Genomic DNA, 19,512 nt, shown 5'->3' on the forward strand with positions numbered 1-19,512 from the left:
TCGGTATCAGGCGCGGATCAACCGCGCTCCGGCGGCACCGATGACAACTCGAACGGGCTGCTGCTGCGCCGCTGGTTGCGATCTTCCCGCGGCGTGGCACCGAAGAAATTGCGATAGGCGCTGGAGAAATGCGGCCCCGAGGAGAAGCCACAGGACAGGCCGATCTGGATGATCGACTTGCTGGTTTGCATCAACATCTGCCGGGCCTTGTTCAGGCGCAGTTCCAGGTAGTACTGGCTCGGCACACGGTTGAGGTATTGCTTGAAAATGCGCTCCAGTTGCCGACGGGACACGCACACGTGCTGGGCGATTTCGTCGGTGGTCAGCGGCTCTTCGATGTTGGCTTCCATCAGCAACACCGCCTGGGTGAGCTTCGGATGGCTGGAACCGAGGCGGTTCTGCAACGGAATACGCTGGCGTTCGCCGCCCTCACGGATGCGCTCGACCACCAGTTCCTCGGACACCGCACCGGCCAGTTCCGCACCGTGGTCGCGGGCCAGCACCGCCAGCAACAAGTCGAGCACCGACATGCCGCCGCACGCCGTCAGGCGATCGCGATCCCAGTCGAACAGGTGGCTGGTGGCAATGACCTTCGGAAAGCGCTCGGCGAAATCGTCCTGCCAGCGCCAATGCACCGCCGCGCGATAACCGTCGAGCAAACCCAGCTGTGCCAACGGGTAAACACCGGCCGACAGACCGCCGATCACGCAACCGGAACGCACCAGTTGCTTGAGCGCACTGCTGAGCGCCGGCGCCAGTGCGGTCGGTGGTTCGTCAGCGAGCAGGAACAGTTTCTGGAAGTTTTCGAGCTTGCCGGCCCACGCCTCGCCCGGCAATTGCCAGGCGCTTTCGGCCGGCGGTTCGGCCTGCAGGAACGACAACTCGTAAACCACGTCCGGATGCACACGCTGGGCAACACGCAAGGCCTCCTCAGCCAGCGCAAGCGTCAGTGCTTTAGTGCTGGGCCAAATCAGGAAACCAATTCGATGGGCAGTCATGGTGGGCAATCCGAAGCGGAGAACAGTGATGAAGGCATGGGCCAATGCTAGCCCGTAAATGAACGCAAATCTTAAAACCAGCAGAGATCAAACCTGTAGGAGCTGTCGAGTGAAACGAGGCTGCGATCTTTTGACTCGAAAAATCAAGATCAAAAGATCGCAGCCTTCGGCAGCTCCTACAAGGTGCACAACGGCAGCCCTGATTACTTCAGGCTACCCGAGAGAAATTGCTGCAAACGCTCGGATTGCGGGTTCACCAGCACTTCGCGCGGGTTGCCGCTTTCTTCGACCACACCTTTGTGCAGGAACACCAACTGGTTCGACACTTCACGGGCAAAGCCCATTTCGTGGGTCACCACGACCATGGTCCGGCCTTCCTGGGCCAGGGCCTGCATGACTTTCAGCACGTCGCCGACCAGCTCCGGGTCGAGGGCGGAAGTCGGTTCGTCGAACAGCATCACTTCCGGCTCCATCGCCAGCGCACGGGCAATGGCCACGCGCTGCTGCTCGCCGCCGGACATGTGCCCAGGGTAAGCATCCTTGCGATGGGCCACGCCTACCTTGTTCAGGTAGTGCTCGGCCTTGTCGCGGGCCTCGGCCTTGGACATGCCCAGCACATGCACCGGCGCTTCCATGATGTTTTCCAGCGCGGTCATGTGCGACCACAGGTTGAAATGCTGGAACACCATCGACAGGCGCGAACGCATGCGTTGCAGCTGTTTCGGGTCGGCTGCCTTCAGCGCGCCGTCCTTGTTCGCCACCAGCTTGAGCTCTTCGTTGTTGAGCAGGATCTTGCCCGCGTGCGGCTGCTCCAGCAGGTTGATGCAGCGCAGGAAAGTACTTTTGCCGGAGCCACTGGAACCGATGATGCTGATCACATCGCCGGCTGCCGCTTTCAGGGACACGCCCTTGAGCACTTCGTGACTGCCATAGCGTTTATGCAGGTCTTGGACTTCAAGTTTGTACATGCTGTCGGTTCTCACAAAAACAGTCAGTCAGTGGTATTCAGTGCTTGCGCGGGGCCAGGTAGCCCAGCCAGCGGCGCTCGGCCATCTTGAACAGCTTCACCAGGATGAAGGTCAGGCACAGGTAGAACACGCCGGCCGTGATGTACGCCTCGAACGGCAGGTAGAACTGGGCGTTGACCGTGCGCGCGGCACCGGTGATGTCGATCAGGGTCACGATGGACGCCAGACTGGTGGTCTGCAGCATCATGATCACCTCGTTGCTGTACTGCGGCAGCGCACGGCGCAGGGCCGACGGCAGCAGGATGCGCTTGTACATCTTGACCCGCGACATGCCCATGGCCTTGGCCGCTTCGATCTCGCCGTTCGGCGTGGCGCGCAGGCTGCCGGCGATGATTTCGGCGGTGTAGGCGCTGGTGTTGATCGCGAACGCCAGGCACGCACAGAACGTTGCGCTGGACAGCCACGGCCAGAGGAAGCTTTCACGCACCGCTTCGAACTGCGCCAGACCGTAGTAGATCAAGAACAGCTGCACCAGCATCGGCGTGCCGCGGATCACATAGGTGTAGAGCCAGGCCGACATGTTGACGACCGAGTTCTTCGAGACGCGCATCAGGCCCAGCGGCAAGGCGCACAGCAAGCCGAAGAACAGCGACAGCGCGAGCAGTTTGAGGGTGGTCACCAGGCCGCCGAGGTACAGCGGCATGGCCTCCCAGATGACGTTGTAGTCGAAGATCATAGATCAGCCGCCCTTACGCCTACCGAGTAGCGCTTCTCAAGGTGACGCAATGCCAGCAACGACACACTGGTGATCACCAGGTACATCGCCGCCACTGCGAGGAAGAAGGTGAAAGGCTCGCGGGTGGCATCGGCCGCCTGCTTGGCCTTGAACATCATGTCTTGCAGACCCACCACCGAAATCAGCGCGGTAGCCTTGGTCAATACCAGCCAGTTGTTGGTGAAACCCGGAATCGCCAGACGAATCATCTGCGGCACCAACACCCGGAAGAACACCTGGAAACTGCTCATGCCGTAAGCCATGCCGGCTTCGGCCTGGCCCTTGGGGATCGCCATGAAGGCGCCACGGAAGGTTTCCGACAGGTACGCACCGAAGATGAAGCCCAGGGTGCCGATACCGGCCGCCAACGGGTTCAGGTCGATGTACTCGTCAAAGCCGAGCAGCGGTGCGACGCGGTTGAGCAGGTCCTGGCCACCGTAGAAAATCAGCAGGATCAGCACCAGGTCGGGAATACCGCGGATCACCGTGGAATACAGGTCGCCCAGCCAGGCCAGCCAGCGCACCGGCGACAGACGCAGTGCCACGCCGATCAGGCCCAGAACGATGGCCATGGCCATGGACGACAAGGCGAGCTGAAGCGTCAGCCAAGCGCCATCGAGGATGACAGCCCCGTAGCCTTTCAACATGATTCAGGTCCTCGAAAGTTGGGATGAAAAAATGGCGCAAACCTCAGAGATCCTGTTGCTTGCGCCATTTCGGACTTGTCGCTGGGACGAGTTACTTGCCGTAGATATCGAAGGCGAAGTACTTGTCCTGGATTTGCTTGTATTTGCCGTTCGCACGGATGGCCGCGATAGCATTGTTGAGTTTGTCCAGATCTTCCTTGTCGCCCTTGCGAACCGCGATGCCTACGCCGTCGCCGAAGTATTTGACGTCGGTGAACGCAGGGCCGACGAAGGCGAAACCTTTACCGGCGTCGGTTTTCAGGAAGCCGTCATCCAGAAGCGTAGCGTCTGCCACGGTGCCGTCGAGGCGGCCGGCGGCCACGTCGAGGTAAATCTCGTTCTGCGAACCGTAAGGCTTGATCTCGGCACCCAGCGGGGCCAGGACTTCGCGGGCGAAACGCTCGTGGATGGAACCACGCTGCACACCGATGTTCTTGCCCTTGAGCTCGGTCAGGCCTTCGCTGACCTGAGTGCCGGCTTTCATGACCAGGCGAGCCGGGGTGTTGTAGTACTTGTTGGTGAAGTCCACGGACTTCTTGCGATCTTCAGTGATCGACATGGACGACAGGATCGCGTCGATCTTGCGCACCTTGAGCGCAGGGATCAGACCGTCGAACTCTTGCTCGACCCACACGCACTTGACCTTCATTTCTTCACACAGCGCGTTGCCGATGTCGTAGTCGAAACCAACGATGCTGCCGTCCGGTGCCTTGGACGCGAACGGAGGGTAAGCCGCCTCGATACCGATTTTCAGAGGTTTTTCATCGGCGAAGGTTGGCAAGGACAGCACGGACAGTGCCAGGGCGCCAAGCAGCACGAGTTTCTTCATCTTGGGACTCCATCGGTAAAGGGCAAAAACGGCAGAGTGAGCAACAGCCCAATATGCGAGTGAGTGGAACCGGAAAGCAGTGCTGCGTCCTGGGAAGCGGGTGTTGAAATTCAACACGAGCAACGACGAGCGAGTGATCGGCATTCTAACGACAGGCCCGAGGCCGATATTTCTTCAATGCGACAACTAATTACAGAAGCACTGAGAAAGCCGTTTTAGCACGTTGACAGCCCTGCAAAATCATGCAAGAGCAAAAGATATTGAACCGATCTATATTGCAAATTGCGGGCCTATTATTGGCAAACCCTTCTAATCCGGCAAGCGCAGTGTAATGGCTTATTTTTTTCAAGGGCATTTAAGGACCGGATTTGAGTACCGACGTTTCCCAATGCCCCGTATTGGCGCGACACGGTTACACATTCAGTAACCTGAAAGAACGCAGGTAACAGTAGGAAACCGCCCACAGAGGAAGCCGATAATTATTGGTTGAAGATCAAATGATCGCAGCCTTCGGCAGCTCCTACAGAGGAACGCGATTCATGTAGGAGCTGCCGAAGGCTGCGATCTTTTGATCTTCAAAAACAAAAGCCCCGCCAGGCTCAACACCTGACAGGGCTTTCAGTGACTCAGAACCCGCGCTTACGCGACATTCATCGTCTTGTGCGTATCAATCAAATGTTGCACCACACTCGGATCAGCCAGGGTGGAAATATCACCCAACCCATCGTACTCAGCCGTCGCAATCTTGCGCAGAATCCGGCGCATGATCTTGCCCGAACGAGTCTTTGGCAGCCCCGGCGCCCACTGGATCACATCCGGCGAAGCAATCGGACCGATCTCCTTGCGCACCCAGTTTTTCAGTTCCAGGCGCAGCTGCTCGCTCGGCTCTTCACCGTTTTTAAGAGTGACATAAACATAAATGCCCTGCCCCTTGATGTCGTGCGGCACACCGACCACTGCGGCTTCGGCGACTTTCGGGTGAGCGACCATCGCGCTTTCGATCTCGGCGGTGCCCATGCGGTGGCCGGATACGTTGAGCACGTCGTCCACGCGACCGGTGATCCAGTAGTAACCGTCAGCGTCACGACGCGCACCGTCACCGGTGAAGTACATGCCGCGGAAGGTCTTGAAGTAAGTGTCGACGAAGCGGTCATGGTCGCCAAACAGCGTACGTGCCTGGCCTGGCCAGGAATCGAGAATCACCAGGTTGCCCTCGGCCTCGCCTTCGACGATGTTGCCCAGGTTGTCCACCAGGGCCGGCACCACGCCGAAGAACGGACGCGCCGCAGAGCCGGGCTTGAGCGCGTGCGCCCCCGGTAGCGGGCTCATCATGTTGCCGCCGGTCTCGGTCTGCCACCAGGTATCGACGATCGGGCAACGGGACTTGCCGACATTCTTGTAGTACCAGTCCCAGGCTTCCGGGTTGATCGGCTCGCCCACCGAACCCAACAGGCGCAGGCTGCTGCCATCGGCGCCTTCAACAGCGGCGGTGCCCGAAGCCATCATGGCGCGGATCGCGGTCGGTGCGGTGTAGAGGATGTTGACCTTGTGCTTGTCGACGATCTTCGCCACCCGGGTGATGTCCGGGTAGTTCGGCACGCCTTCGAACAGCAGCGTGGTCGCGCCGTTGGCCAGCGGGCCGTAGACGATGTAACTGTGGCCGGTGACCCAGCCGACGTCGGCGGTGCACCAGTAGATTTCACCCGGGCGGTAGTCGAACACGCGCTCGTGGGTCATGGCTGCGTACAGCAGATAGCCGCCAGTGGTGTGTTGCACGCCTTTCGGCTTGCCGGTGGAACCCGAGGTGTAAAGGATGAACAGCGCTTCTTCGGCGCCCATCTCTTTCGGCGCGCACACGGTGCCCGCCACTTTCATCAGGTCCTCGAACCAGATGTCGCGATGCTGGTTCCACTTGATGTCGCCGCCGGTGCGCTTGCACACGATGACTTTCTGGATGCTGCTGGTTTCCGGGTTGGTCAGCGCGTCGTCGACGTTGGCCTTGAGCGGGATCTTCTTGCCGGCACGAATGCCTTCGTCGGCCGTGATCACCACTTTGGATTTGCAGTCGATGATACGACCGGCCAGGGCTTCCGGCGAGAAACCGCCGAACACCACCGAGTGAATCGCGCCGATCCGGGTACAGGCCAGCATGGCGACCACGGCTTCGGGGATCATCGGCATATAGATAGTCACCACGTCGCCGCGGTGTACGTCCTGGCCACGCAGGGCGTTGGCGAACTTGCACACTTGCTCGTGCAGTTCGCGGTAAGTGATGTTGCGGCTTTCGGCAGGGTCATCGCCTTCCCAGATGATCGCGACCTGATCACCGCGCTCGGCCAGATGACGGTCGAGGCAGTTGTAGGAAACGTTCAGGGTGCCGTCGGCGAACCATTTGATGTCGACATGGTGATCGTCGAAGGAAGTCTGCTTCACCGTGGTGAAAGGCTTGATCCAGTCGAGGCGCTTGGCTTGCTCGCGCCAGAAGCCGTCCGGGTTGACGACCGACTGCTGGTACATGGCCTTGTAGGTCGCCTCGTCGGTCAGCGTGTTAGCCAGAACCTCGGGACGAACGGGATACAGGGAAGCCGCACTCATCTTTCTTACCTCGGTGGAATAGTTGTTTTTGTATGACCCTGTTTTAGCCGGGCCGGGGCTATAGAACCATTCGACGATGGTAGTAACAAGCCCCTACAAAATGTCGTAAATAGGTCCCCAGCCTGCCAAACCGCAGACGTTTCGTCGTCCCCCAAACGAGGTAGGAGCTGCCGCAGGCTGCGATCTTTTGACCTTGCTCTTAAAAAACGGGATCAAAAGATCGCAGCCTGCGCCAGCTCCTACACAGGGCGAAATTACCCAGTTTTCGGGGATTGTTACGAAATACGTCAAAAGTGTTTATCAAATCCACGGCTATATGGACGAGGCGCGTACACCTAAAATCAGCCACGCCAACAAGGCAACCTGATTAACCCAGTTGCAGCCCCCACGAAGGCAGTTAATCAAAACCCTGATACCGAATCTCCACGCGCAATCCCAACAAGATTGCGTGCCCCCTTTCGACCTCCAAAAGGTAAATCCGAAATGAAAGCTTTATTAGTTCTGGCCCTCAGCAGTCTGTGCGCAACCGCCATGGCAAACGAGGTCCCGGCTGATGTCGCGCAGCAACAACCGGCAATAGAGGAATACACCTACTCCACCCATCTGGACATCGCCAAAGTGATCTCCATGAGCGAAGCGCCGAACGTGTGTGAAGTTGTACCGATGAAAATGGAATACGAAGACTCTCACGGCCAACGACACATCCTGCGTTACAGCGCCATGGGCAACGGCTGCTCTAACGGCTGACCTCCTGCTTCACCCCCAATAAGGTTCGAGCCACCCGCCGCGATCAGGCAGATGAAGCGTCGAACCTTAATGATCGATTAGTTCGATTGTTTTAAGCATTTATTTGCGCTTTTTAATCGAAATAGTCGGCGTAGTATTGAATGCAACCCAAGACAAACAACACCTTCGAAACTGGAGTAACGACCATGAAAACCCAACTGATCCTCGCCCTGACCCTCTCCGTACTGGCTGCCAACACCTTCGCCGCCGATGGTTACGACCGCACCGGCTCGGCGGCTTACACCACTGAAGCCTCTGTCGCTTCCGACGGTTCTGACCACACCGGCGCTGCCCGCCTCGCCGCCGATGGTGCCGATCACGTTGGTGCAGGCAAACTGGCTTCCGATGGCGCTGACCACACCGGTGCCGGCCGCCTCGCCGCCGATGGTGCTGATCACGTCGGTGCCGCTCGCCTGAGCTGATCCGCCAGCGTGACTTCACAGCCCGACTTCGGTCGGGCTTAGTTGTGTCTGGAGCCTGAGAAAACCCCACCGAAACACAAGATGTAGTGAAAAAAGCCTTTTTTGGTTATTTCTTGAACAAAAATAATCCGGGGCAAAAAATCAGGAAAAAAAATCTTCCCTCGCCAACGCCCTTCAAAGCCCTGTAAACCCTCACTCCAACCGAAAAACGGCCCCCGTCGACCGATCCGTGAGCCATTTCGCCGCACCACAGCACGCAAAACTTCCCTATAATGCGGCCTTAAACGGGCCTGCAATATTCCCTTACAGGGACGAAAAGCCAGTCTGAAGCCCCGCACATGCGATCAACGCTTGCTGCGCCCATCAGTGGCTCTCGGAACCCCGTACAAAATTCTGTTTGATGCCTGCGTATAGCTGCCGCAAAAAACGATTCCTTTAGATCCAACGCGGCCAGTAAGGCCGTGTGAAAAACCGACCATCCAATTTCACACGGGCACACTGGCCCTCACGCAGGAGACGACACGTCATGCTGAGCTGGGACGAATTCGACAAAGAAGACACGGAAGTAGCAGTCAAGAGCGCCAACGCTGGCCACGCCACCGAAGCCAACATGGACCGTCTCGACAGCGCCGGCGGTGCCGCCGCCCTGGAAGCCCGTGCCGTGACCGCCGCTGACTCCGCCGCCGTTGCCCGCGCCAAAGCCGCCCTGGACTCCCTCGACGTCGCCGAAGGCCTCGCCGAACTCGAAGGCGCCTCCGCTCGTGTCGCCGTAGACGAAAAGCGCATGATCAACTGCCGCGCCGACCTCAACCAACTCGTACCCTTCAAGTACGACTGGGCCTGGCAGAAGTACCTGGACGGCTGCGCAAACCACTGGATGCCGCAAGAAGTCAACATGACCGCCGACATCGCCCTCTGGAAAAACCCGGAAGGCCTGACCGACGACGAGCGCCGCATCGTGATGCGCAACCTCGGCTTCTTCTCCACCGCCGACTCCCTGGTTGCCAACAACCTGGTCCTGGCCGTGTACCGCCTGATCACCAACCCGGAATGCCGCCAGTACATCCTGCGCCAGGCCTTCGAAGAGGCGATCCACACCCACGCCTACCAGTACTGCATCGAATCGCTGGCCATGGATGAAGGCGAAATCTTCAACATGTACCACGAGATCCCGTCGGTCGCGAAAAAAGCCACCTGGGGCCTGAAATACACCCGCTCGATCTCCGATCCGAAGTTCGAAACCGGCACCGTCGAAACCGACAAAGAACTGCTGCGCAACCTGATCGCCTACTACTGCGTCCTGGAAGGCATCTTCTTCTACTGCGGCTTCACCCAGATCCTCTCAATGGGCCGCCGCAACAAAATGACCGGCGTCGCCGAGCAGTTCCAGTACATCCTGCGCGACGAATCCATGCACCTGAACTTCGGCATCGACGTGATCAACCAGATCAAAATCGAAAACCCGCATTTGTGGGATGCCGAGATGAAGGAAGAAGCTTCGCAGATGATTCTGCAAGGCACTCAGCTGGAGATCGAATACGCGCGTGACACCATGCCTCGCGGCGTGCTGGGCATGAACGCGGCGATGATGGAGGACTACCTGAAGTTCATCGCTAACCGTCGCCTGTCGCAGATTGGGTTGAAGGAAGAGTATCCGGGGACGACTAACCCGTTCCCTTGGATGAGCGAGATTATGGACTTGAAGAAAGAGAAGAATTTCTTTGAGACGCGGGTTATTGAGTATCAGACTGGTGGGGCTTTGAGCTGGGATTGATTCCAGAGCTTGCCGTGATTTGACGACTTGAGTCGACGAATCGAATACCAAAAAGCCCCGATCTGATCGGGGCTTTTTTATGGAGTAAGAAAACTCTTACTCGCAATATCAGTAGTAGCTAAATCTCCTACATGTATTCCAGCACCTTCTGTATTGAGGGCCATTCCAAGCGGCCCTAAGCTCTACTGCAGGTGCCTAAGAAACGCCCAACGTAGAAAGCTAGCCAATTGCACAGACGAGCAGTCACCCTTGGTGATTTATCGTACGGCTGTGTGAGGCTTTTGCTCGTTGGAGCTTCTTATGTCCACTCTACGTTGGGGTCAGGCCCGCCAAAGTCCAAACGTAGAGGTAATGGATATGCCTGAACACAACCTTCTCATCACTCTCCGAACCATGGAGATCGGTCATGTCTGATCTCTTTTCTGTAACAGTCTTCACCCGCCACAACCTCCCTCTCCACGCCCTCCTCCTCGAAAACCAACCGTGGTTCTGCGCCCGCGATATCGGCCGCTTGATGGGTTTCCATCTGAGTGAGCGCATGGTCAACAAACTAGACAAAGACCAGCACCGCACGTTGTGGATTGAGTATTACCGGCAACCGGAAAAGCAGTTGATGCTTAGTGAGTCCGGTGTGTACGCGCTGCTGGTCTATCACTACGCACCAGGAAATCGGTTGCTGCGAGAGTGGATCACTCATCAAGTGGTGCCGACCTTACGTGATGCGGAGCAGTCGGGTAATTCGGATCGACCGATGTTGAGTTTGTTGGATTGGCCGGAGATGTCGCTGAGTCTGCTGCATTGGCGGGATGAGCCGTGGATTCGATTGCGGGATATGCCTTGTTTACTGCTGGGCCAGCAGCAAACGTCTTGGTGGCGGAAGGTTTCGCAGTTTTTTCTGTTTTAACAGGCTGTCGCAAAAAGGGTGCAACCTTCTGCACCCTATATTGATTTGGCCCGCAGAACATCCAATCGACTAACCACTGGCCGTCTGTAACCACTGAGATTGCAGCGGTAATCCCTCAGGCCCACCCATCAAGATGCCCTGTTCCAAATCAAATGGCAGCACCCAGAGCTTAAGTTGTGGTGCGAACTCGAACACCTGTAATGGGGCATCAAACGCAGCTTGCCTTGGGTAGATCAGCACCAACTCCCCATCACCCGATAGATATTTATGACCATAGGCGAACAACTGATAAAAATCTGATTGCTTCAATCCGTAGTTTTTATACTCTCCCGATGAACTCAGCCGCTTCCACTTTGTGTCGAGCACCCAGCTTTTCTGCTGATGGTGGATCATCAGGTCCGGCCGCAGCTGAAAGAAGTTTTCATCCCTATGCTTACACAGGTGTTCGCTGCGGGTTTGGGTGAACAGTCGCGCATCGTGCAGCAGATCCCTATTTAGGCTCGCAGCTACATAACGCTCAAATAGCTTTTCCATAGGGAATAACAAGCTCATGCCGTGCCAATCCCCAGCGACCGCCAAAGGCATCTGTTGTTTGATGATCAGCTCGCACCATGGTTTCACCGGTACGTAGTGCGCCATCAGTCGCTCGTTACTCCACAGTTTGAAGTCCTGATGCACGTTGCGGCTTGTAGGCACCTCTAACAATACGGTTCTTAACTCATGAGCCAGTCGCCAGTTACCAGCATCTTTTGTTGTTTTACAGACCTGATCTAACACGAATTTGATTAAGCGATTCTCTGGTCGGTCGGGCAAATAAATATCATGTCGTATCTGGAAATGGTGTTGTCGACCAGGGGGTTGGCGCATTTGCTTGACCACATCTAACTGACCACGAAGGAATCGCTGTTCCTCCTCCACTCGCTGGTAGTCAAAGCGTAGGCCTCGATTGATCAAGTGATCCAGAGCCAGTAAGAATCGGCCCATGACCCATTCGCTCAACGGCGCATCGAAACTCTGAAGATCCGCCGCACCGACTTCACGGGTGGGTAAATCTAAGGAAGCTTGGATCATGCGCCTCAGCAACGCTCTGCTCTGCTTGATGCAATCCTCTCGCTCGAAATGCTTGGGAAGAATTTCAAGGCGCGTACCACAGGGGGTTTCCAATACGCCGACGTAGTTGTCGAGCTTGAGCAAACAACGACTCTCAAGCTGAACCAGCGCAGCCCCAGCGCTGCTGAAAGAAGCATTTAATTTGCACAACCAATCGAAGGCGGAAACTGATACTTGAGCGATATCCAGCGTCGGCACAGCGACGTAATCTGTCGTCAGCCTCGCGTATTCGCGAACCGTGATGACGGGTTTCACGCCGTCACGCCTTTTTCAAGCTGATGAATCTGGATGTCACCTTTTTCAGTTTCAATAGCATCTTGCAGCTGTGGAAGCACTGTTTGGTGATCTATGACACCCCAATAAGACTCGATCCGGGAAAAGGCCTCTTCGTTGATCAGCCATCGATTATTTTGGTTGTTGAGCACCACTTGATCGCCAAACAGCGAATCGGGCTTGAATGGCGGCTGTTCGATAAAGCAATTTTCAGGGGCCTTGCGATGATCATTGAACACCCACTGAATCCGCTGCCAATCTTCGAAAAAATACTCTTGCAGCAGCGGGAGAACTTGCTCGCGAAAGATTTGCCTCAATCGTTCCAGCGTACGGTCGCTGTCTAGCGGCATAAAGTACGCGTGTCCTAGGCAATGATCTCGATCTAGCAGCATTTCGATTCGCTGATTCATCACTCTCAGAAGCTTGGCAATATTGAGCTCGCCCACGGTAATGTGTTCCAACAGCTCAGGCTTAGGCGGCATTTCGCGGAAAGTGAAGCGACGACGTAAAGCGATATCAAGACCGGCCAACGAACGATCAGCAGTGTTCATCGTGCCAATGAGATAGACATTGTTCGGTACACTGAAATGCTTTTTCGAATACGGCAGCGTCACTTTCAAAGCCTCGTCAGCCCCGGCACGCTTGGACGGTTCGATTAGCGTGATCAGTTCACCGAAGATCCGAGAAATATTGCCGCGATTTACTTCATCGATGATGAGTACATGAGCATTGCAAGGTTGAGTTTTTGGCTCAACCTCAGCGCCTTTGGATCGCCCATCCAATATACGCGCCACCAAATGCGGCAAAACATTGTTGTAGCCATTGATGAGATACGGCTCCAACATAGTCTCTGGCACCTTGTCAAAAACCTGCTTGTTGCGAATATCTGCGACAGTTAAACGTCCTGCGCGCACATATTCAGCAAGCGTGTTGAGCATGTTCATGCCAATCGGCAACTCTTTACCGTTGGGCTTAACCAAGTTGAGCAACTCTGTGGATGAACTTGTGACTACGTATCCCGAACCAAAGGTTTCGCCCCTAATAAAGAGAGCACCATGTCTCACTTCCGCTGCGGGCGCTTGTTGAGTCACTTGGGCAGTGGTACATAATTTTTTGAATACACCATCAACAACTTCATAGCGCAATTGCCCGTCGTCTCCGCTTTCCGCGCGTAGGCCTTCAACGAAATCTTCGTAGCTGAAGCTTTGATGAAACGTGACGAACTCGACATATCCGTCTGCGGCTAGCTCATCGAAGCGCTTTTTCAGCGCAGCCCGATTTTCTTTGTTGGTCTGAAGAAACTCAGGGGCAAGGATTTCTAGCGCTGCCTCGATGGTGGCGAAAGTCTTCCCAGTACCGGGGGGGCCAAACAAAATCTGGTTGAGTGCAGGCGAGGTCATCGAGTCGCTTTCCTTGGCTACATGAGCAAAAAATGGGCATCGCGTGGTGGCGGCTCGATCAAAGTCGGTAGGAGTTATAGGAACCAAAACCCGACCATGGAAACAGGCTACAGCCGCAGGAGATTAATCCTACAACGGTAACCACATTGCTATCACGGGTAAAGCAGTACAGAGAGACGAGGCTACGGAGATTAGAAGCACTTAACCGCCGATCATCAAATAGTCGTTCTGCGGAGCGAAGTCCACTTAGGGACTCGGTGGCGGACTTTGTTTATGCGACATATTCACCTACGCCATCGCGAGCAAGCTCGCTCCCACAGGGGGTCTGCGGCTGGCTTGGGAACGTCGGTGTTATCAGGGCCGTAGAATTTCCTGCGGCCCTTTTCTTTGCCCGCAACAAGGCTAAAATCTCACCTCCCCAACCCACTAATCCGCCAAGGGCACACCGCCGCCCTAACCCCACTAGGCCCGACAATCTCCGGCGTCTGCCCCAACGACCTCGCACTCAACACACTCCCCACCCGCTCAATCAACTGATCAAACCCCAACGTCGCATCCTCCTGATGCAATTTCCGCAGTTGTTCGACCAGGGCGTAGGTAAAGGCGCCATAGCTGTTCGATCCCACCTCATACTCATTGGCCTTTTCGTTTTCCCGCGCGGCGTAGAGCATCAGCGGCATATAGGGCCCATGGTGACCATAGAGTTTGCCTTGGCGCAGCAGTTGGGCTTTTTTCTCGGGGCGAAGGCCCGTGGCGGCGCCTTGGGTGGTGCGGGTACGGGTGAGGCCGCGGGTTTTGTTGTCTTGTTCGCTGAAGTCGCGGCGGTCGGTGTCGACGGCGTAGACCCGGCGGTCCCAGTCTCCGGCGTAGGGGTCCCAGCGCAGCATGCGGTGGCGGATGTCGCTGGGTGGGGTGATGCCGCGCACGCGGCCGTTGCCGCGGGTCATGCCGCCGGCGTAGCAGCAGTCGAACATGACGGTGAGTTTGGCGCCGTGGCCGTCCGGGTCGAATGGCAGGTGGCTGTAGAACTGGCGGAACAGTTTGTCGGTGAAGTGGGTGCTTTCGTCGTCCCAGTCGAAGTCGTGGAGCACCAGGGTTTCGTCCATGCAGTCGGCTTCGCCGCTGCTGCTGTAGACCGGCAGCTGGGTGCCGTGGCCGGAGTAGAACAACACGCGCTCGTCGCCGGCGCGGGCGCCTTCCACCAGCCATTCGAGGCGCTCGACGAAGTTGGCCCGGGTCGCTCGGGCGTCGTGCAGCAAACGGATGTCGCCGGCGTCGTAACCGCTTTCCTGGAGCATGCGGCTGATCAGGTAGGTGTCGTTGATGCAGCCGTCGAGGCGTGCGCTCGGGTCGAGGTAATCGTTGATGCCGACCACCAGCGCGCGGCGTTTGCGCTGGCCGCTGCGGGACAGGAACGCCGGCACTTCAAGTGCCCGTGCGGCCACCACATCGCGGGCCAGTTGCGGCCAGAGGTCAGTCTGGCTAGTGGGTGACGACAAGTAGGCCTGGGCGGCGTGATTGAGGTCGAGCAGGTCATCGCGCAATGGCAAGGTGAATTCGGTTTGCAGGTCGACTCGCGCGGAATCCGGTGAGGTGATTGGCCGGGTCAGCAAGCCGTCGTTGGGGTTATGGAGGTGGAACCAGCGGCGGATGCCTCGGCCGTTTTCGCTCAGGCGCGGGACTCGCCCACCCCATACTTCGCGCATCACCAGCGGCAATGCGATCGGTGAGCCGAAGCTGACGAACACTCGGCCATCGATGCGCTTGAGCGCCGCCCCCTTTTTCGCCACCGAACGGCGCAGGGCGTCGTAGCCGATCAGGCTGCCCAGGCCTTGGGCGAAGATGATCTGCGGATTGAATGCCTCGATCTTTGCGAGCAGATGTTGAGTCAACTCAGTGCGTAACTCGGCGTCCTCGATCCATTGCACGAGGGCGCCCACCGTGGTGCGTAACATCTGGTTGACCGGCAGGCCCCAACTGCCGAAATTCTCATCGGCCTTGCCCCTGGCGTCGGCCCTCAGCATCGCCAGGCCTCGGGTGATCTGGGCGAAGTCCGGTCCTTCCTTGAGTTGCTCATCGAAAGAAAGAAAGTCGATGTCCTGGTCATCGATGAGGCGCCCGCTCTGTGCCAGTTGAGTACGGATCAAGGTGCGCCATTGCTCCTGCCAGTTCGCATCGATACCGCCCTGCCCGCCTGCTGCCCGGCTGAACCCGACACCAGGCAGGCACAGGACGCGCAGCCGTGCTAGCGCGACCTCCAATCCCGGCTCGACCAAGGCTTTGCTGGCCGGCGTCGCAACCGGAGGCACCGTTTGCCCTTGGGCGGTGACCATCAAATCCTGCAGGCGCCGCAGTTTCGCCTCCAGGCTGTCAGCGCTGGGTGCGGCAGGCGTGAGTGCCGCCTGACCCGGATCAGCCAAGGCTCGGCTGCGATTGCCGAGAAAACCGCTGACCCATTGCGCGCTGCTCTTCCAGATCTGCTCTGGATCAAGGCCGTCTAGGTAACCGGTGGTGCTGTCCACCACCTGTCGGCTTTGAGTCGCCAGTTCGGACTCGATCAAGGGCAACCCAGCGCGACTCGGCACTACGGTGGCCGCCAATTTTGGCGCAGCCGTTACGCCCGGTGCAGCGCGCCAGATGGGTGCATTGCCGAAGTGCTGTGCCGCGGCCACCCGTGGGCCGAGGGCGCTACGCGGCAATTTGAAGTGATCGCAAAGAAACGCCAGCAAACTGGTGTGATCGTAGTGCTGCGCCTGGACGTCACTCGTCCAGGGGATCAAACCCGGCTTGAGCCACGGCGAAGCCAGGATCGCCGGTACACGCACGCCGAGGCGGGTGAAGGGGTTCTTCCAGGGGACATCGACCGTTGAACCGGTCGCCACGCAAGTCGGTGGCACCACGTGGTCATGGAAACCACCATGTTCGTCGTACAGCAGCACGAACAGGGTTTTATTCCAGACAGCGGTATTGGCCGACAAGGCGTTGAACACCTCACCGACAAACTGATCGCCAAAGCGCAGGTCCTCAGGTGGATGATGGGACACGTTTGGCCCGAGCTTACCGTTGAGCAGGCCATAGCTCGGCTCGATCCAGGACAGTTCGGGGAGTTTGTTGCCGGCGACGTCCGACTTGAAGTCGTCGATGCTCAGGTGCTGCAATCCCCCCTTGACCAGCGCCGCCAGCGGCACGGCGCCGTCGGAGTAAATGCGTGCGTCGTGGCCGTTGTTGCGCAGCAGCGAAAAAATGCTCTCGCCGCCAAACTGTGCGATCAGGCTTTTGATGCCGGCCAGTACCGTGCCGGTGGAGGGCATCAGCAGATGACCATTGCAACTGCCGAGCATGGAAAAAAAACGGTTCGGCCAGGTTGGGCCCGGGACCGAGGAAAACCAGCGGTCGCACACGGTGAAATTGCGCGCCAGCCCGTGGATGGCCGGCAGCGTATCCTTCGCGGGCGTAGCGCCGAACGGGATGTAGTTCATTGCCCGCTGGGCCATGGATTGCGACCAGGTTTTGTACACTTTCAGGTCGGTGCGGGCCTTGTCGTAGGCGTCCTGGGCAAAACCCTTGAGCGTGGGGTTGGCCGGGCTGGTCTTAAAGGAGACGCCCAGTTGTTTCTCTACATTGACGAACTCGTGGCCAAGGTCGAAACCCTCACTGTTGCCCGGCGGCAGCGCCGGAGGCAGAGGGGGCGGCGGCGCCCACAGGCTGTAGTTCTCCGGAAACTCCGAGGCCTGGGTGATCACCGTCGAATTGCCATTGGCCAGCTTCAGCGGGTTGGTGCTGGGCGCCTTGCGGTTGATACCGTCACACGCGGGATTGATGCTTGTGTAATCCCCCAGCAAATGGTCGAACGAACGGTTTTCCATCATCAATACGACAACGTGCTCAATCCCGGCGGGCCAGTTGTTCGGCATGGTGCGCTCCTTGCTGTGAAGTCTCGATTTCGACCTCTCGGGTTTCACGGCAATCAAGGCTTGGACGGCTGGACAGTCCGCTTGGCCCGGCACTTGCCCATGAGGCATGCGGCGATTCGATATGCCAGACAACGCTAGTCAGACGATGAGGGCTTGTCCAATAACGGGCGAGGGTTGAGGCGACGAACGTGAATCAACAAGTGATCTATCACAGGCCAAACTTTCGTCTTCAACCGACCAGGCTCGCGCAAGCGAGCGGTATCGACATGAGGGAGCAGATCAACATAAGGCGTGGCGATTAACGATCACAACCTTATCGCCCTGACATGCGCGTTCCGCGAGTTGGGAGTTGGCTTCGCGCATATTTACTTGTTCCTGCTCAGTTATATGGCACCTCCACAGAGATAGCCAATGTAGCTGAAACCTAAGATTTCAAAAGGTAAGGCGCTAATTCAATCGACGTAAAAATAACTTTGAATCCCCATACTGCAGCTGAAAAATGTCCGGATCGGACGAGTAACGCCGTCGCACTTTACTCGAATCGCCATGGTCTGCTGCCCGCACAAAAACAAATGCACCGAACAAATCGGAGCGCTTTTTTTCATCACCATCAGAACGCTTTCGCACAGCCTGAAACGCTGAACTCTTTTGTGCTCATAGTAAAATCAGAAACTTCCTACAAGCAAGAAAGTTGACTCCCCTCACCAAAATTAATACCTTCTTTCGCACTCCTTTGGGAAAGCGCCGCCGCCAACCATTTCGCATCAACATTAACTCACAACAAAAACAAAAAAATGCAATTCGAGTGATGCGCAAAATACCAAGCCACTTAATTCAATTCGACCGCCCGACACATTCACTAATCTATTTTAAATCCAAGCAAAACTCAGCCACTTATTTTTCATGCCTACCCACAAACTTGAGGGACCGACTTCTTTTGTTAAAAAACAACAATACAATCAAGAGAAATACCAAAACAATGTGCCTAGGGGCATGAACTGGAGCAGTGGGGCATACCGTCTTATGCAAACTTCGGGAAATTTTCAAATTAAGAAAAATTTACACAATGACATCAACCATCAATTTCACGGGCCGACATCATGGTAACTTTAGTCAAAAAAATAATTCTTACCAACCAAGAAAAACAACAGATTCGTGGCCTACTCAATGAGATCATCCAAGTCCCTGCGATGACGAGCCAGTACAACTTCATCGAAAAGGCAGCCTTGTACGCTCAGGAACTTCCGCGAAGAATCCGCCAGGAATTCTATAGTTTCAAGCGCAACGAGGAACTTGCGGCACTCTTGATTTCCGGCAATCCTGTGCTTCTTGATGGCGCAGGTCCAAGTCCCTCAAAATATATTGAGCTAGATAATGACTACCGCTTAAATGACGCCAAAATTTTGCATGGATTATATGGATCACTGCTTGGCGAGGGAGTCGGGTTTACTTCGCAACGCTGTGGCAGCATTTATAACAATATTATTCCACTTAAAGAACTTAGCAACATTTCAAACTCGAGTAGCGGATCTGCCCTCGACTTTGGATTTCACGTGGAAGATGCTTTTCACCCCGCACGTGCCGAATACTTGGGACTCGTCTGCATGCGTAATAATGAACGTGCTGCGACCACTATTTCGTGCATTGATGGCATAAAACTTAGTGCAGAGGAGAAGCAAATACTATTTGAACCGAGGTTTAAAATTTCTCACAATCCGATCCATAGCACTACTGACATAGTAGAAGAAATCTCCCAGCCCATCTTATTCGGTCACAGCAACGCGCCATATGTCAAGATTAATGCTGCCGCATTAAATATTGATGAGTATGATGGCATAGAGCGTCAAGCTTTAGAAAAACTTCTACGTCACTTTGCAGAGAACCGCAATGCGGTCATGCTCGAAGCTACGGATTGCTTTTTCATAGATAATTACCGTTGCGTCCACGCACGAGACTCATTCAAGGCAAACTACGGCGACGGTGCTCGATGGCTCGCAAGAGTAGTTTTCGCTTCGAGCCTGAGAAAATCGCGCGAAATGCGAAGCTCGGTAGAAACTCGCGCTATCAATGCGTAAGAG

The 19,512-nt window shown here is 56.3% G+C and carries 14 protein-coding genes; 5 read left to right on the forward strand and 9 right to left on the reverse strand.

The features are described from left to right. Positions 1 to 17 precede the first annotated feature (17 nt). The 6 genes from argR to acs all read right to left on the reverse strand — a co-directional run bounded on the left by argR (position 18) and on the right by acs (position 6,851). Entirely contained in the window at positions 18 to 998 is a 981-nt protein-coding gene (gene argR / locus ACM6IT_RS11830) for a transcriptional regulator ArgR (RefSeq protein WP_056724139.1), read from the reverse strand. A gap of 203 nt (positions 999 to 1,201) precedes the next feature. Continuing rightward, positions 1,202 to 1,966, reverse strand: a complete 765-nt coding sequence (locus ACM6IT_RS11835) for an ABC transporter ATP-binding protein (protein ID WP_056724137.1) — start codon at positions 1,964 to 1,966, stop codon at positions 1,202 to 1,204. A gap of 37 nt (positions 1,967 to 2,003) precedes the next feature. Continuing rightward, positions 2,004 to 2,702, reverse strand: a complete 699-nt coding sequence (locus ACM6IT_RS11840) for an ABC transporter permease (protein WP_056724135.1) — start codon at positions 2,700 to 2,702, stop codon at positions 2,004 to 2,006. Beyond that, on the reverse strand, positions 2,699 to 3,388 hold the full coding sequence (locus tag ACM6IT_RS11845) for an ABC transporter permease (RefSeq protein WP_015096506.1): 690 nt from the start codon (positions 3,386 to 3,388) through the stop codon (positions 2,699 to 2,701). Before ACM6IT_RS11845 ends, ACM6IT_RS11840 begins: the two co-directional genes overlap by 4 nt. 91 nt (positions 3,389 to 3,479) lie before the next feature. Continuing rightward, positions 3,480 to 4,256, reverse strand: coding sequence for an ABC transporter substrate-binding protein (locus tag ACM6IT_RS11850; RefSeq protein WP_056724133.1), 777 nt, complete (start codon positions 4,254 to 4,256; stop codon positions 3,480 to 3,482). A 639-nt stretch (positions 4,257 to 4,895) separates the two neighbouring features. Then, on the reverse strand, positions 4,896 to 6,851 hold the full coding sequence (gene acs / locus ACM6IT_RS11855) for an acetate--CoA ligase (RefSeq protein ID WP_409078348.1): 1,956 nt from the start codon (positions 6,849 to 6,851) through the stop codon (positions 4,896 to 4,898). Positions 6,852 to 7,334: 483 nt separating this feature from the next. Between acs and ACM6IT_RS11860 the strand changes: the two genes are divergently transcribed. The 4 genes from ACM6IT_RS11860 to ACM6IT_RS11875 all read left to right on the forward strand — a co-directional run bounded on the left by ACM6IT_RS11860 (position 7,335) and on the right by ACM6IT_RS11875 (position 10,737). Next, positions 7,335 to 7,598: a DUF2790 domain-containing protein gene (locus ACM6IT_RS11860; RefSeq protein WP_056725860.1), complete on the forward strand. Its 264-nt coding sequence runs from the start codon at positions 7,335 to 7,337 to the stop codon at positions 7,596 to 7,598. 185 nt (positions 7,599 to 7,783) lie between these two features. After that, positions 7,784 to 8,059, forward strand: a complete 276-nt coding sequence (locus ACM6IT_RS11865) for a hypothetical protein (protein ID WP_414918044.1) — start codon at positions 7,784 to 7,786, stop codon at positions 8,057 to 8,059. Between the two features lie 526 nt (positions 8,060 to 8,585). Further along, a complete protein-coding gene (locus ACM6IT_RS11870; RefSeq protein WP_007978181.1) occupies positions 8,586 to 9,833 on the forward strand; it encodes a ribonucleotide-diphosphate reductase subunit beta in 1,248 nt (415 codons plus the stop codon). Positions 9,834 to 10,239: 406 nt separating this feature from the next. Next, on the forward strand, positions 10,240 to 10,737 hold the full coding sequence (locus tag ACM6IT_RS11875; RefSeq protein ID WP_414918045.1) for a Bro-N domain-containing protein: 498 nt from the start codon (positions 10,240 to 10,242) through the stop codon (positions 10,735 to 10,737). 69 nt (positions 10,738 to 10,806) lie between these two features. On the opposite strand, the gene ACM6IT_RS11880 is transcribed toward ACM6IT_RS11875, so the two are convergent. From ACM6IT_RS11880 to ACM6IT_RS11890, 3 genes are all read right to left on the reverse strand, one after another. Further along, complete coding sequence (locus ACM6IT_RS11880; protein WP_056725866.1) at positions 10,807 to 12,102, reverse strand: McrC family protein; 1,296 nt, start codon at positions 12,100 to 12,102, stop codon at positions 10,807 to 10,809. Then, positions 12,099 to 13,520, reverse strand: coding sequence for an McrB family protein (locus ACM6IT_RS11885; protein ID WP_414918046.1), 1,422 nt, complete (start codon positions 13,518 to 13,520; stop codon positions 12,099 to 12,101). Before ACM6IT_RS11885 ends, ACM6IT_RS11880 begins: the two co-directional genes overlap by 4 nt. Positions 13,521 to 13,930: 410 nt before the next feature. Continuing rightward, positions 13,931 to 17,434, reverse strand: a complete 3,504-nt coding sequence (locus ACM6IT_RS11890) for an alkaline phosphatase family protein (RefSeq protein WP_414918047.1) — start codon at positions 17,432 to 17,434, stop codon at positions 13,931 to 13,933. A gap of 1,100 nt (positions 17,435 to 18,534) precedes the next feature. Here ACM6IT_RS11890 and ACM6IT_RS11895 point away from each other — a divergent pair. After that, positions 18,535 to 19,509, forward strand: a complete 975-nt coding sequence (locus ACM6IT_RS11895; protein WP_414918048.1) for a TauD/TfdA family dioxygenase — start codon at positions 18,535 to 18,537, stop codon at positions 19,507 to 19,509. The last annotated feature ends 3 nt before the right edge of the window (positions 19,510 to 19,512 follow it).

This window comes from Pseudomonas sp. IT-P4, assembly GCF_949767755.1.
Classification (GTDB): Bacteria; Pseudomonadota; Gammaproteobacteria; order Pseudomonadales; family Pseudomonadaceae; genus Aquipseudomonas; species Aquipseudomonas monachiensis.